Consider the following 13,416-nt stretch of genomic DNA (forward strand, 5'->3'; position numbering starts at 1 on the left):
TATGACCTCTTCATACGAATGTTGCGAGGATGTTCAGAATAGGCACTATTTCGGTTATCGAAAGCCGTCGCCGTTCACCGTGGCGTCGCCCATTGCTAGACCGCCCGCCAACGAATCGTCGCGGGTGGCATTTCGGCGGATTGTGAGAGGGCCGTACCGCTACCGGTACGGCGGGCGGGCTAGCGTTTGGCGTTCCGCTTGCACGCAAAGGACCGGCGCAGCGCGTCGCGGACCACGAAGATGGGCGCGGCCTTGGCCTTCTTGCCCTTGGTGCGCAGATATTTGCGCGTCGTCGCCACCGCGTCGATCGTCGACCCCTTGGTCGCCGAGGGGCAAATCTCGCGCGCCATCGACAGCGTGTCGAACGCGCCGAGGATATAGCCCGTGCAGAAGCTCGGCGCCGGGTCTGCATCCTTGCCGCGGCACTGCGCGATCAGCTCCTCGGTCTTCAGCGCGCTCACCACCACGGGGCGGTCGGCGCGAGCGGGGGTGCGGGGAGTGGGGGCAGCGGCCACCGCGGCGAGCCAGAGCAGGATCATGTCGGTTCGCTTTCCGCACCAGGGGTCGCCGCGACCGGCGTCGGCTTCAGATAGGGCAGCAGCCGCGCCCGCGGAAACACGTCGTCGAGCGTCCGGCTCTCGGGCAGGATATACACAACGCCGCCCTTGCGGCGGAACAGCGGGCTCAGCTGGCCGGTATAGAATTTGCTGCCGACATTGATGCAGCCAAAGCTGATCCGGTTGTCCTCCGGGCTCGGCGACACCAGCCGCTCGACCCGGCGTTCCTTCTTGTGCGTCGTGATCACCGCATGGATCGCGACCGAATTGGCATAGTCGACCCACAGCACAGACTGGCGTCCGAACGCGCGCCCGAACTTCGTGACGAACCGGCCCGCGGGGGTGGTCCGCTCGGCGGGCCCGATCTCGGCCAGATCCTTCGCGCCGACGCCGGGCGACGAATCGTCACCGATCCCGACGCCGAGCAGCACCGGCGTCTGCCCGAGATACGCGCCCTTCGCATCGAACAGCAGCAGCGACGCCGCCTGCTTGTCGATCACCGCATAGGGCAGACCGGCATTGTCCTTCGCCGCCGCGACCCAGGCGACGATCTGGTCCGCGGCCGGCGACAGCAGCGGCAGCGCGAGCGGCACGACCGGGGCGGCCACCGCCACCCCGCGCCGCGGCTTCGCGCGCGTCTTGCCAGCGGCCTTGGCACTAGACTTGCCACCCGTCTTGGCAGCGACCTTGGCGCCGGCAGCGGCCGCCAGCGGCACCGGCGCGGCGACGAGCGCCAGCGCCAGGCCGGCAAGCGCCGCCGCCCGGTACCGTCCTGGTAACGGCCCTCTCACGCGCAAGATCCTCTCACGATGGCGATCCTGCGCGGCGAAAGCCGTCCCGGGTATTGGCATGGAGCAGGGTCAGGCTCAGCCGCGCGGCTTGCGCTGGCGCTGCTGCATCTGCTGCTGCATCTTCTGCTCCATGCCGTCGACGCGACCGTTGATCTGGTCGATCCGCTGGCCGTTCTGCTGCGCCTGGCCGGCTGCGGCCTGGGCCTGGGTCAGCGCCTCGCCCGACGTGCCCTCGACGGTCCGCAGGCGGCCGTCCATGCCGTCGATGCGCGTGTTGACGGTCGCGATCTGCTCGCGGACAAAGCCCTTGGTGGCGCAACCGCCCAGCCCGATCGACCCGATCAGCAGGAGGGCAACCGTCGGATATTTCTGGAGACTCGTACGCATTTTCTTAACCTTTCCAAAAACTGGAACCTGCACTCAGCGATCACAATCGCGTGCTGACAATCGATTTTGGCCAGAATGTGCGTCTTCTGCGGTGGAGCAGGGGGTGCGGCAAACGCCGACGCTGCGCGATGCCGCGCGGTTCATCTGCCCGCAACCTTTCGCCGGCCTTGGGCATTATCGCCGCGTCCCATCTCAAAGAGTTCGCCGGCCATGAAACAGATCCTCCCCGTCATCTTCGCGCTCGTGCCCCTCGCCGCGATGGTCGGTGCCTGCGTCACCTGCCCCTGAGCCGCTGACGTTCCTGCCGCAGACATGAAAAAGGCCCGCCCGGATCGCTCCGGACGGGCCTTTTTCGATTTGGCCAGGAAAGGCGAGGGGGTTAGCCCTGTGCCTCTTCCTCCTGGTCGCGCGGGGCTTCGGCGGTGGCGCCGGGCTCTGCGTTCGGATCGTAATCCTCGACGAAGCCAGCCTCGTCACGCTCGAACATCGACAACATGACGTCGACGCCCTGAGCCTGCATCTCGGCTTCTTCCGGCGACCGGGCGACGTTGACCTTGACGGACACCGACACCTCGGGGTGGAGTGCAACCTTGACGGTGTACACGCCGATCGCCTTGATCGGCTTGTCGAGCACGATCGCCGACTTGCCGACCTTGTGACCATCGGCCACTAGCGCGTCGACCAGATCGCGGACTGCGACCGAGCCGTAGAGCTGACCGGTGTTCGACGCCTGACGGATCAGGGTCACGCTCGCGTCGGTGAAGGTCTTCGCTTCGGTCTCGGCATCGGCACGGCGCGATGCGTTGTCCGACTCGATCCGCGCACGGTTCGCTTCGAAAACCTTGCGGTTGGCTTCGTTCGAACGAAGCGCCTTCTTGTTCGGGAGAAGGAAGTTACGGGCATAGCCGTCCTTGACCTTCACCACGTCGCCGATGGCGCCGAGCTTTTCGACGCGCTCAAGCAGAATGACGTCCATGGGGGCGCTCCTTACTTAACGATGTAGGGCAGCAGGCCCAGATGACGCGCACGCTTGATGGCCTGGGCCAGTTCGCGCTGCTTCTTTGCGGCCACCGAAGTGATACGCGACGGGACGATCTTGCCACGCTCGGACACGAAGCCCTGCAGCAACCGGACGTCCTTATAGTCAATCCGGGGAGCGTCTTTGGCAGAGAACGGGCAGCTCTTGCGGCGGCGGAAGAATGGACGTGCCATGATTATTCAGCTCCCTCTTCGCGGTCACGACGGGGACCACGGTCCGGACGATCGCCGCGGTCAGGACGGCCTTCACGGCCACCTTCGCGGTCGCCACGACGCTCACGGTCGCGGTCCGACTTGCGCATCATCACGGTCGGGCCCTCTTCGAGCGTGTCGACCTTGACCGTCATGTAACGGATGATGTCTTCGTTGATCTGCGTCTGGCGCTCCAGCTCTGCGATCACGTTGCCCGGGGCATCGATCTCGAGCATCACATAGTGCGCCTTGCGGTTCTTGGCGATCTTGTACGCCAGCGAACGCAGGCCCCAGTTCTCGGTCTTTACGACCCGACCTTCGTTGTCGTTCACGATCTTGGTGGCGATTTCCGCCAGAGCGTCCACCTGCGCCTGTGCCAGATCCTGGCGCGCAAGGAACACGTGCTCGTAAAGAGCCATGTCTTGTCCTTCGTCTTGGCCGATCGCTGATACACGCCCCATGCGTGCACCCCTCCGGCTGTCGTCTAGAATGCAAACCGGGGCAAGGGACGCGAATCCCTCACCCCGGTTGCGATGGCCCTTACCCGATTATCGGGGAAAGGCAAGGTTGATTACGACCCTGGCGGCGCGATTACCGGAACGCGCCACCGCGCACCTGGACCACATTGCCGCGGCCGTTGACCAGCAGCGCGTCACGACCCGAACGGACCCACTGGCTGCCACGCGGCGGGGCGGCGAGGCGATAGTTGCGGTAGGTCGTGATCACCCGGTAGTTCTGCGCATAGCGGCGGTCGAACCGCTGGCCGGTGCGGAAATTGCGATACTGGTTCGGGCGGACGGTGGTCCGCTTGGTGACGACGGTGCGGCCATTATTGTTCTGGCGCACGGTGGTCACTTCGCGGCGCTGCTGCGCCTCGGCCGGAGCGGCGGCCAGCAGCGGGCTGGCGACGAGGGTGGCGGCAAGCGCGCTGAGGATGAACTTTTTCATGATACTCTCCCGTTGAAACACGGCGCCGATGCTGCGGCGTCCTCCATAATCTGGGGGCCGCTTGTCGCAGGCGCTTGTCGCAGGGGTCGCGAATTGGTCGCATTTTGTCGCAAACCCGGCGGGTCCGTTCAGGTTCGCGCGGTTGCAACTCGGGCCACACCTTTCTAGTCCGCCCGCTTCAAAGAGGAGAGGTCATGCGCGCGTTCATCTTCCCCGGCCAGGGGAGCCAGTCTGTCGGCATGGGCAAGGCGCTCGCCGACGCCAGCGCCACCGCGCGCGAGGTCTTCGCCGAAGTCGACGAGGCGCTCGGCCAGAATCTGTTCCGGCTGATGAGCGAGGGGCCCGCCGACGACCTCCTCCTCACCGAGAATGCGCAGCCCGCGATCATGGCGAACGCGATCGCCACGCTGCGCGTCGCCGAGAAGGAGGGCGGCCTGCGCCTTGCCGACAAGGCCGATTATGTCGCCGGGCACAGCCTCGGCGAATATACCGCGCTGTGCGCCGCGGGTGCGCTCGACCTGTCGACCACCGCTCGGCTGCTGAAGCTGCGCGGCCGGGCGATGCAGGCGGCGGTGCCGGTGGGCGAGGGCGCGATGGCCGCGCTGCTCGGCACCGATCTCGAAAAGGCGCAGCTGATCGCGGGCGCCGCGGTCGATTCGATCCTCGCCGAGGGCGGGGCCGAACTCATCTGCACCGTCGCCAACGACAATGACCCGTCGCAGGTCGTGATCTCGGGCCACCGCCTCGCGATCGAGAAGGCGATCGCGCTCGCCAAGGATCTCGGCGCCAAGCGCGCGGTCCTGCTCCCGGTCTCCGCGCCGTTCCACTGCCCGCTGATGCAACCCGCCGCCGAAGCGATGGAAGCCGCGCTCCTCGACGCCGACCTCCGCGCGCCGCTGGTCCCCGTCTTCGCCAATGTCGACGCGGTCGCCGTCGCCAACCCCGGCGCGATCCGCCACCTGCTCGTCCAGCAGGTCACCGGCATGGTCCGCTGGCGCGAATCGGTCCTAGCGATGCACGCAGCCGGCGTCGGCCACTTCGTCGAATTCGGCGGCAAGGTCCTCGCCCCCATGGTAAAACGCACCGCCCCCGACGCCGAAACCACCAGCGTCATCACGATGGACGACATCGAGGATTTCGTGAAGAAGATGTGATCACGCGGAGACGCGGAGCCGCGGAGAGAAGATTTGAGAGAGATCGACCAGATCAGCGGCGATGTGCTCGATCTCTCCGTTCGGATTCACCGTGCTCTGGGTCCGGGTCTTCTCGAAAGCGTCTACGAACTCGTGCTGGCGGGTAAGCTCGCCAGTCTGGGTTACCAAGTGGCGCGGCAGCGACCGGTAGACATCGAATTCGACGGGACCCACTTCGAAGCGGCCTTTCGCATCGACCTTCTCGTCGACGAGCGCCTCTTGGTGGAAATCAAATCGGTAGAGCAACTGAACGCAGTCCACGGCAAGCAATTGCTCACCTATCTACGCCTCACCAAACAGCCCGTCGGGCTGCTTATCAACTTCGGTGGCGCGACGCTCAAGGAAGGGGTGCGACGGATCGTCAATGACCATCGCCCCTCCGCGTCTCCGCGTGAACCAAATTATTGGAGACTAGAATGTTCGACCTCACAGGCATGACCGCCCTCGTCACCGGCGCATCGGGCGGGATCGGGTCCGAGATCGCCCGAGCCCTCGCCGCACAGGGCGCGCGCCTCGCCATATCCGGCTCCAACGCCGCCAAGCTCGACGCCTTCCTCGCCACCCTCGGCGGCGATCACGTTGCGCTGCCCTGCGACCTGTCCGACCCCGCCGCGGTCGACGCGCTCGTCCCCCAGGCGGTCGAGAAGCTCGGCAAGATCGACATCCTCGTCAACAATGCCGGCGTCACCCGCGACAATCTCGCGATGCGGATGAAGGACGACGAGTGGGACAGCGTCATCCGCGTCAATCTCGAAGCCGCGTTCCGCCTGATGCGCGCCGCCGCCAAGCCGATGATGAAGGCGCGTTTCGGCCGGATGATCTCGGTCACCTCGATCGTCGGCGTCACCGGCAATCCCGGCCAGGCGAACTATGCCGCGTCGAAGGCGGGGCTGATCGGCATGTCGAAGTCGATGGCGCAGGAGCTCGCCAGCCGCGGCATCACCGTCAACTGCGTCGCCCCCGGCTTCATCACCTCGCCGATGACCGACGCGCTTCCCGACGCACAGAAGACCGCGCTGACGACGAAGATTCCGGCCGGCCGGCTGGGCGAGGGTGCGGACATCGGCGCCGCGATCGTCTATCTCGCCAGCCGCGAGGCGGGCTATGTCACCGGGCAGACGCTGCACGTGAACGGCGGGATGGCGATGATCTGACGTCACGGATCTGTGGCATGAGCCGGGCTAACACCCGGTTTTCGCCCGCAATCGCGCAAAGCGACCCGGCAAGGCGATGAACTGACCCTTGCCACGAAACGGACCCCGTTCTACGGGCGTTCAGGAACTGGTAAAAACCCCCAAAGATAGAGGGAACGAACATGAGCGAGACCGCAGACCGCGTGAAGAAGATCGTCGTCGAGCATCTCGGCGTCGAAGCCGACAAGGTGACCGAAGATGCGAGCTTCATCGACGATCTGGGTGCCGACAGCCTCGACATCGTCGAGCTGGTCATGGCGTTCGAAGAAGAATTCGGCGTCGAGATCCCTGACGACGCGGCTGAGAAGATCGCGACCGTCAAGGACGCGATCACCTATATCGACGAGCACAAGGCCTGATCAGGGCTTGAGGTCCGATCCGTCGGGCTTGCCCTGGTGGCTATGATCTGAGCGGCTCCCCGTCCTTGGGCTAAGAGGGCGGGGAGCCGTTTCGTTTTGGAAGCATGTGGAGTTTGAGGTCATGCGGCGTGTCGTCGTAACCGGGCTAGGCCTGGTCACCCCCCTGGGGGCCGATGTTGAAACGGCTTGGGCGAACATTCTCGCCGGCAAGTCGGGGGCGGGCCCGATCACCCGGTTCGATGCGTCGGACCAGGTCTGTCGCATCGCCTGCGAGGTGAAGCCCGCAGACCATGAATATGGCTTCGATCCCGCCAAGCGCGTCGACCACAAGGTCCAGCGCCAGGTCGATCCCTTCATCATCTACGGCATCGACGCCGCGGGCCAGGCGCTCGAAGACGCCGGCCTGACCGAGATGACGGTCGAGGAAAGCTGGCGCGCGGGCGTGTCGATCGGCTCGGGCATCGGCGGCCTGCCGGGCATCGAGAGCGAATCGATCGTCCTCCACACCAAGGGGCCGCGCCGCGTCTCGCCGCACTTCGTCCACGGCCGTCTGATCAACCTGATCTCGGGTCAGGTCTCGATCAAATATGGTCTGCGCGGGCCGAACCATGCGGTCGTCACTGCCTGCTCGACCGGCGCGCATGCGATCGGCGACGCCGCGCGGATGATCGCGATGGACGATGCCGACGTCATGCTCGCGGGCGGCGCGGAGGGCACCGTCTGCCCGCTCGGCATCGCCGGCTTCGCGCAGGCGCGCGCGCTGTCGACCAACTTCAACGATTCGCCCGAAAAGGCCTCGCGTCCCTATGACAAGGACCGCGACGGCTTCGTGATGGGCGAGGGCGCGGGCGTGCTCGTGCTCGAGGAATATGAACACGCCAAGGCGCGCGGCGCGAAGATCTATGCCGAGGTGATCGGCTATGGCCTGTCGGGCGACGCCTATCACGTCACCGCACCGCATCCCGAAGGCGACGGTGCGTTCCGTTCGATGCAGATGGCGATCAGGAAGTCGGGCCTCCAGCTCGAGGACATCGACTACATCAACGCGCACGGCACCTCGACGCCGATGGGCGACGAGCTTGAACTTGGCGCGGTCCGCCGGCTGTTCGGCGATGCGATCTCGGGCCTGTCGATGTCGTCGACCAAGTCGGCGATCGGGCATTTGCTCGGCGGCGCCGGCGCGGTCGAGAGCATCTTCTGCATCCTCGCGCTGCGCGACCAGATCGTGCCGCCGACGCTCAACCTCGACAATCCGAGCGACAGCTGCATCGGCGTCGACCTGGTGCCGCACGTCGCCAAGAAGCGCGAAGTCCGCGCGGTGCTGAACAACTCGTTCGGCTTCGGCGGCACCAACGCCTCGCTGGTGATGACGCTGGTCAAGTAACCTGTTCCCCGGCGAAGGCCGGGGTCCAGTTGGGTGAATGGTGCTTTTATCGGAGGGCCTGCCCAACTGGGCCCCGGCCTCCGCCGGGGAACTTTAATGCGCAAGGTCGGCTGTTTCGGAGTGATCCTCGCCCTCGTGGCGGTCGTCGCGCTGTTCCTCGTCGTCCAGGGCTGGGGCGGCGCCGGCCCGGCCGCGCGCACGCTCACCGTCCAGGTCGCGCAAGGGTCGAGCCTCGCCGCCGCCGCGACCGAACTCGAAAAGGCCGGCGCGATCCGCTCCGCCAGCCGCTTCCGGCTCTACACGCGCATCTTCGGCTCGGGCGATCCGATCAAGGCGGGCGAATACCGCATCCCCGCACAGGCCAGCCCGTCCGACATCCTCAAGCTGATGCAGGGCGGCAAGGTCGTCCAGCGGCTGGTCGCGGTCCCCGAAGGCTATCCCTCGGTCCTCGTCCACGACGCGCTGATGAAGGCCGACGGCCTGACCGGCACCGTGCCCGTCCCCGCCGAAGGCTCGATCCTGCCCGACAGCTATGCGTTCGAACGCGGCGACACGCGCGCCAAAGTCGTCGCGCAGATGCAGTCGGCGTTGACGGCCTATCTCGCCAAGGCCTGGGCGGCGCGCAAGCCGGGCATCGCGGTGGCGACCCCCGAACAGGCGATCATCCTCGCCTCGATCGTCGAGAAGGAAACCGGCAAGCCGTCCGAGCGTCGCATGGTCGCCGCGGTCTATGGCAACCGTCTGCGCGTCGGCATGCCGCTCCAGGCGGATCCGACCGTCATCTACCCGATCACCAAGGGGCGCCCGCTCGGCCGCCGCATCCTGCGCTCCGAACTGCAGGCGAAGAACGGCTACAACACCTATGCCAGCCCCGGCCTGCCGCTGGGCCCGATCGCCAATCCCGGCCGCGCCTCGATCGACGCGGTGCTCGACCCGGCGCAGACCCAGGCGCTGTATTTCGTCGCGGACGGCACCGGCGGCCATGTGTTCGCCGACACGCTCGACCAGCACAACGCCAACGTCCGCAAATGGTACGCGATCCGCAAGGCCCGCGGCGAGATGTAACCCGATCGTCACCCCGGCTTCTGCCGGGGTGACGATCCGCACGCTTACCCCCGCAGCGCGTTGGCCGCGCGCGCCTTCATTTCGATCTCGGCCATCGTGCCGCCGGTCACCCAGCTGCCGCCGACGCACAGCACCGGCTTGAACGCCAGCCACTCGGGCGCCGACGCCTCGGTGATCCCGCCGGTCGGGCAGAACCGCGCCTGATAGAACGGCGCCGCCAGCGCCTTTAGCGCCTTCAGTCCACCGCTCGCCTCCGCCGGGAAGAACTTGAAATGCGTGAGGCCGAGGTCGAGCCCGGTCATGATGTCCGCCGCATTGGCGATGCCCGGCAGGAACGGCACGCCGCTCTCGATGATCGGCGTCGCGAGCCGCTCGGTCAGGCCGGGCGAGACGATGAACTCGGCGCCCGCGTCCATCACCTCGGCGAACTGGCGCGTGTTGACGACGGTGCCCGCACCGACGATCGCGCCCTCGACCTTCTTCATCTCGGCGATCGCCTCGAGCGCGGCACCGGTGCGCAGCGTCACCTCGAGCACGCGCAGGCCGCCCGCGACCAGTGCCTCGGCGAGCGGACGGGCGAGCGCCGCGTCCTCGATCACCAGCACCGGGATGACGGCGCTGGTCTGCATGATGTCTGCGATGGTCGCGGTCATTGCGTGTGTTCCTGTGCGAAGGCCGCCGCGGCACCGAACAGGCCGGGCTGGGGATGGGTGATCAGCTTGACGGGCATCGCCGCCATCATCGTCTGGAACCGGCCCTTGGCGACGAAGCGCTGGTCGAAGCCCGAGCGGACCAGGCGGTCCTTGATCCGGAAGCCGAGCCCGCCCGCGATTACCACCGCCTTGGCGCCCTGCGCGAGCGCGAGATCGCCCGCGACCGCGCCAAGCGCGAGGCAGAAGCGGTCGAGCGCTGCGAGCGCGATCGAATCGGTGCCGTCGATCGCCTCGGTCCAGATCGTCCGGTCGTCGCGGCTGGGCACCGAACGCCCCTCCATCTCGGCCAGCGTCTCGTAGATCGCGACGATCCCCGGCCCGGCGACGACGCGCTCGGCGGAGACGCGCGTGAAGGTCTTGCGCAGCCGCTTGAGCAGCGCATCCTCGATCCCGTCGAGCGGCGCGAAGTCCATGTGACCGCCCTCGGTCTCCAGCACCTGGTACCGGTCGCGGTTGCGCAGCAGCTGCGCGACGCCCAAGCCGGTGCCCGGCCCGCAGATCGTCGTGATCCCCTCGGACGGCAGCGGCGTGTCGGGGCCGCATAGATGGATGAAGTCGCTGTCGGGGACCTGCGCGACGGCATGGCCGACCGCGCCGAAATCATTGACGACGACCCACTGGTCCGCGTTCAGCCGCTCGGTGATCAGCGACTTGCGGATGATCCACGGATTGTTGGTCAGCCGGATCACGTCGTTGGCGACCGGCGAGGCGACCGCGATGCCCAGCGCGCGGGGCAGGGGCCGTCCCAGCCCCGCCTCGAACGCCTGATAGGCGGTCTGCAGCGACGCGTGGTCGGCGGTCTTCATCGTCACCGGCTCGCCCAGCTTGACGACGCGGCCATTCTCGACCTCGGCAATCGCAAAGCGCGCATGCGTCCCGCCGATATCTGCCGCTACGATTTCCATTGGTCTCTCCCGATCCTTGATCTCTTATCGCCGTTCGTCCTGGGCGACGTCGAAGGACATCGCCCGGAACGAACGGTTCGCGCGGGCTCTAGAGCCCCGCGCCCGCCAGCATCGCCGACGCGCCCTTTTCGGCCTCGTCGGCCAGCCCGCGGAACATGCCGAACAGCTCGCGACCCATGCCGCTGACCGCGGGTGGCAGCGTCACCATCTCGCGCGTCGCCCACACATCCGCATCGACCAGCGCCTCGAGCGTGCCGTTGACTGCATCGACGCGGATCATGTCGCCGTCGCGGATCAGCCCGATCGCGCCGTCGAGCAGCGCTTCGGGCGAGCAATGGATCGCGCACGGCACCTTGCCGCTCGCGCCCGACATGCGGCCATCGGTGACCAGCGCCACCTTGAACCCGCGATTCTGCAGCACGCCCAGCGGCGGGGTCAGCTTGTGCAGCTCGGGCATGCCGTTGGCGCGCGGTCCCTGGAAGCGGACGACGACGACGACGTCCTTTTCCAGCTCGCCGCGCTTGAACGCCTCGATCACGTCGAGCTGGTCGTCGAACACCATGGCGGGCGCCTCGACGATCCAGCGATCGCGCTCGACCGCGGACACCTTGATGCAGGCGCGGCCGATATTGCCCGCGAGGATCCGCATGCCGCCATCCGCCGAGAACGGCGCGGTGGCCGGACGCAGGATCGTCTCGTCACCGCTGTCGGGCGTGTCGCGCCATTCGAGCGCACCGTCCGCGACCACCGCGGTCTTGGCATAGGCCGACAGGTCCTGCCCGCCGATCGTCATGATGTCGCCGTGGAGCAGCCCTTCGCCCAGCAGTTCGCGGATCACATAGGGCATGCCGCCCGCCGCCTCGAACGCGTTCACGTCCGCCGAACCGTTGGGATAGACGCGCGCGATCAGCGGTACCGCCGCCGACAGGCGATCGAAATCCTCCCAGTCGATCACGATCCCCGCCGCACGCGCGATCGCGGGGACGTGGAGCAGATGGTTGGTCGACCCGCCCGTCGCGAGCAGGCCGACCGCCGCATTCACGATCGCGCGCTCGTCGACGCAGCGGCCGAGCGGCCGGTAATCGTCGCCGCGCGCGCCGATCTTCGCGAGCCGGTGAACCGCCGCGCGCGTCAGTTCCTGGCGCAGTTTGGTGCCCGGATTGACGAACGCCGCGCCCGGCATGTGGAGGCCCATGACCTCCATCATCATCTGGTTGGTGTTGGCGGTGCCGTAGAAGGTGCAGGTGCCCTTCGAATGATAGGCGCCGATCTCCGCCTCGAGCAGTTCGTCGCGGCCGACCAGTCCTTCGGCGAACTTCTCGCGCACCGCGGCCTTGGCCTTGTTGGGCAGCCCGGTCGGCATCGGCCCGCCCGGGATCAGCACCATCGGCAGATGCCCGAAGCGCAGCGCGCCCATCAGCAGTCCCGGCACGATCTTGTCGCAGATGCCGAGCAGCGCCGCGCCCTCGAACGTGCCGTGGCTCAGCGCGATCGCCGTGCTCAGCGCGATCGTGTCGCGGCTGAACAGCGACAGCTCCATCCCCGGATAGCCCTGCGTCACGCCGTCGCACATCGCCGGCACGCCGCCCGCGACCTGCGCGGTGGCACCGGCCTCGCGCGCCCAGACCTTCATCAGTTCGGGATAGCGGTAATAGACCGCATGCGCCGACAGCATGTCGTTATACGCCGTCACGATGCCGATGTTCATGCCGGCATCGGCCTTCATCGCATCGCGGTCCTCCTCGGTCCCCGCATAGGCGTGCGCGAGGTTCGCGCAGCCCAGCGACGGCCGGCGCACCTGCGCCTCGCCCTCGCGGTCGATCAGCGCAAGATAGGCGGCGCGGCTGTCGCGCGACCGTTCGATGATCCGGTCGGTGACCGCGGAGACGACGGCGTTCAGCATCTCAGGCGGCCCAGTGGATGTCGACGGGCAGCTCGACCTCGGCCAGCACGCGCCCGATCGGATATTTGGACGACGGACCCTGCTCGATCGCCTGTTCAAGCAGCGTCTTCTTCTCCTCGCCGGTGATCATGATCATCAGCGCCTTGGATGAAGCGATCGCCGCCGCGGACAGGGTGACGCGCGCGACCGGTGCCTCGGGGGGCAGCGGCTCGGGCATCACGCCCACCGCGCGGCGTTCCTTGGGACCGCTCAGCGCCTCGTCGAAATCGGGGCCGGGGAAGATCGACGCGGTATGGCCGTCGGTACCCATGCCCAGCAGGCAGAAGTCGAGCGGCCAGTGCAGGTCCTGCATCAGCGCATCCGCCGAACGACCCGCCGCCTTGTAGTCGGAGATCGCATCGGGAACGATCGGCTTCACCCGCGCACCCTTGGGCAGGAAGATCTTGGCGAGCGCGGTGACGTTCGACATCGGATCGCCCAGCTTCACGATCCGCTCGTCGCCGGGGATGATCGTGACCTTCTTCCAGTCGAGCTTGGCCTGGGCGAGCTTTTCATACGCCGCCATCGGCGTCTTGCCGCCCGCCAGCGCGATCACCGCCGAGCCGCGCGCGTCCAGCGCGCTCTCGATGACGAACTGGATGTCGCCGGCAACCGCGGCTGCGAGCTCCTCGGTGTCCTCGTAATCCCACCATTCGATCTCGGTCATTCGATCTTTCCTTGAAAACGCATTTTCCGTTCGTCCTGAGCGAAGTCGAAGGACATTGCCACAAAACGGGCGGCCCTTCGAC

The 13,416-nt window shown here is 67.0% G+C and carries 17 protein-coding genes; 6 read left to right on the forward strand and 11 right to left on the reverse strand.

Annotated elements, in window-relative coordinates; all coding sequences use genetic code 11:
• Window positions 1–179: 179 nt before the first annotated feature.
• The 7 genes from C8J24_RS12395 to C8J24_RS12430 form a co-directional block, all read right to left on the reverse strand.
• On the reverse strand, window positions 180–539 hold the full coding sequence (locus C8J24_RS12395) for a Rap1a/Tai family immunity protein (protein ID WP_107932625.1): 360 nt from the start codon (window positions 537–539) through the stop codon (window positions 180–182).
• Entirely contained in the window at window positions 536–1,348 is an 813-nt protein-coding gene (locus C8J24_RS12400; RefSeq protein WP_107932892.1) for a hypothetical protein, read from the reverse strand. The genes C8J24_RS12395 and C8J24_RS12400 overlap by 4 nt, the downstream gene beginning before the upstream one ends.
• 75 nt (window positions 1,349–1,423) lie before the next feature.
• Window positions 1,424–1,735 (reverse strand): hypothetical protein, encoded by a 312-nt coding sequence (locus C8J24_RS12405; RefSeq protein ID WP_031393980.1) that lies wholly within the window; start codon window positions 1,733–1,735, stop codon window positions 1,424–1,426.
• Window positions 1,736–2,114: 379 nt separating this feature from the next.
• Window positions 2,115–2,711, reverse strand: coding sequence for a 50S ribosomal protein L9 (gene rplI / locus C8J24_RS12415; RefSeq protein ID WP_107932629.1), 597 nt, complete (start codon window positions 2,709–2,711; stop codon window positions 2,115–2,117).
• 11 nt (window positions 2,712–2,722) lie between these two features.
• A complete protein-coding gene (gene rpsR / locus C8J24_RS12420; protein ID WP_031393978.1) occupies window positions 2,723–2,947 on the reverse strand; it encodes a 30S ribosomal protein S18 in 225 nt (74 codons plus the stop codon).
• A gap of 2 nt (window positions 2,948–2,949) precedes the next feature.
• Window positions 2,950–3,384: a 30S ribosomal protein S6 gene (gene rpsF / locus C8J24_RS12425; RefSeq protein WP_031393977.1), complete on the reverse strand. Its 435-nt coding sequence runs from the start codon at window positions 3,382–3,384 to the stop codon at window positions 2,950–2,952.
• 172 nt (window positions 3,385–3,556) lie between these two features.
• Window positions 3,557–3,913 (reverse strand): RcnB family protein, encoded by a 357-nt coding sequence (locus C8J24_RS12430; protein WP_031393976.1) that lies wholly within the window; start codon window positions 3,911–3,913, stop codon window positions 3,557–3,559.
• Window positions 3,914–4,107: 194 nt separating this feature from the next.
• Here C8J24_RS12430 and fabD point away from each other — a divergent pair, with 194 nt between their 5' ends.
• From fabD to mltG, 6 genes are all read left to right on the forward strand, one after another.
• Entirely contained in the window at window positions 4,108–5,067 is a 960-nt protein-coding gene (gene fabD, locus C8J24_RS12435; RefSeq protein WP_107932631.1) for an ACP S-malonyltransferase, read from the forward strand.
• A 33-nt stretch (window positions 5,068–5,100) separates the two neighbouring features.
• On the forward strand, window positions 5,101–5,544 hold the full coding sequence (locus C8J24_RS12440; RefSeq protein WP_107932633.1) for a GxxExxY protein: 444 nt from the start codon (window positions 5,101–5,103) through the stop codon (window positions 5,542–5,544).
• A complete protein-coding gene (gene fabG, locus C8J24_RS12445) occupies window positions 5,523–6,260 on the forward strand; it encodes a 3-oxoacyl-[acyl-carrier-protein] reductase (RefSeq protein ID WP_031440821.1) in 738 nt (245 codons plus the stop codon). The genes C8J24_RS12440 and fabG overlap by 22 nt, the downstream gene beginning before the upstream one ends.
• Window positions 6,261–6,421: 161 nt before the next feature.
• A complete protein-coding gene (locus C8J24_RS12450) occupies window positions 6,422–6,658 on the forward strand; it encodes an acyl carrier protein (RefSeq protein ID WP_031393971.1) in 237 nt (78 codons plus the stop codon).
• A gap of 121 nt (window positions 6,659–6,779) precedes the next feature.
• The gene (gene fabF / locus C8J24_RS12455; RefSeq protein WP_107932635.1) at window positions 6,780–8,042 is read left to right on the forward strand and encodes a beta-ketoacyl-ACP synthase II; all 1,263 of its coding nucleotides are present in this window, start codon (window positions 6,780–6,782) and stop codon (window positions 8,040–8,042) included.
• Window positions 8,043–8,138: 96 nt separating this feature from the next.
• Complete coding sequence (mltG, locus tag C8J24_RS12460; RefSeq protein WP_107932637.1) at window positions 8,139–9,107, forward strand: endolytic transglycosylase MltG; 969 nt, start codon at window positions 8,139–8,141, stop codon at window positions 9,105–9,107.
• A gap of 44 nt (window positions 9,108–9,151) precedes the next feature.
• Here mltG and eda read toward each other — a convergent pair whose 3' ends face one another.
• From eda to pgl, 4 genes are all read right to left on the reverse strand, one after another.
• Window positions 9,152–9,760 (reverse strand): bifunctional 4-hydroxy-2-oxoglutarate aldolase/2-dehydro-3-deoxy-phosphogluconate aldolase, encoded by a 609-nt coding sequence (eda, locus tag C8J24_RS12465; protein WP_031440818.1) that lies wholly within the window; start codon window positions 9,758–9,760, stop codon window positions 9,152–9,154.
• Window positions 9,757–10,725 carry a glucokinase gene (gene glk / locus C8J24_RS12470; protein ID WP_056681283.1) on the reverse strand — a complete coding sequence of 323 codons (969 nt, stop codon included), beginning with the start codon at window positions 10,723–10,725 and terminating at the stop codon, window positions 9,757–9,759. The genes eda and glk overlap by 4 nt, the downstream gene beginning before the upstream one ends.
• 88 nt (window positions 10,726–10,813) lie before the next feature.
• Window positions 10,814–12,628, reverse strand: a complete 1,815-nt coding sequence (gene edd, locus C8J24_RS12475; protein ID WP_107932639.1) for a phosphogluconate dehydratase — start codon at window positions 12,626–12,628, stop codon at window positions 10,814–10,816.
• A gap of 1 nt (window position 12,629) precedes the next feature.
• Entirely contained in the window at window positions 12,630–13,334 is a 705-nt protein-coding gene (gene pgl, locus C8J24_RS12480) for a 6-phosphogluconolactonase (protein WP_031396120.1), read from the reverse strand.
• Window positions 13,335–13,416 lie beyond the last annotated feature (82 nt).

Source organism: Sphingomonas aerolata (assembly GCF_003046295.1).
Classification (GTDB): domain Bacteria; phylum Pseudomonadota; class Alphaproteobacteria; order Sphingomonadales; family Sphingomonadaceae; genus Sphingomonas; species Sphingomonas aerolata.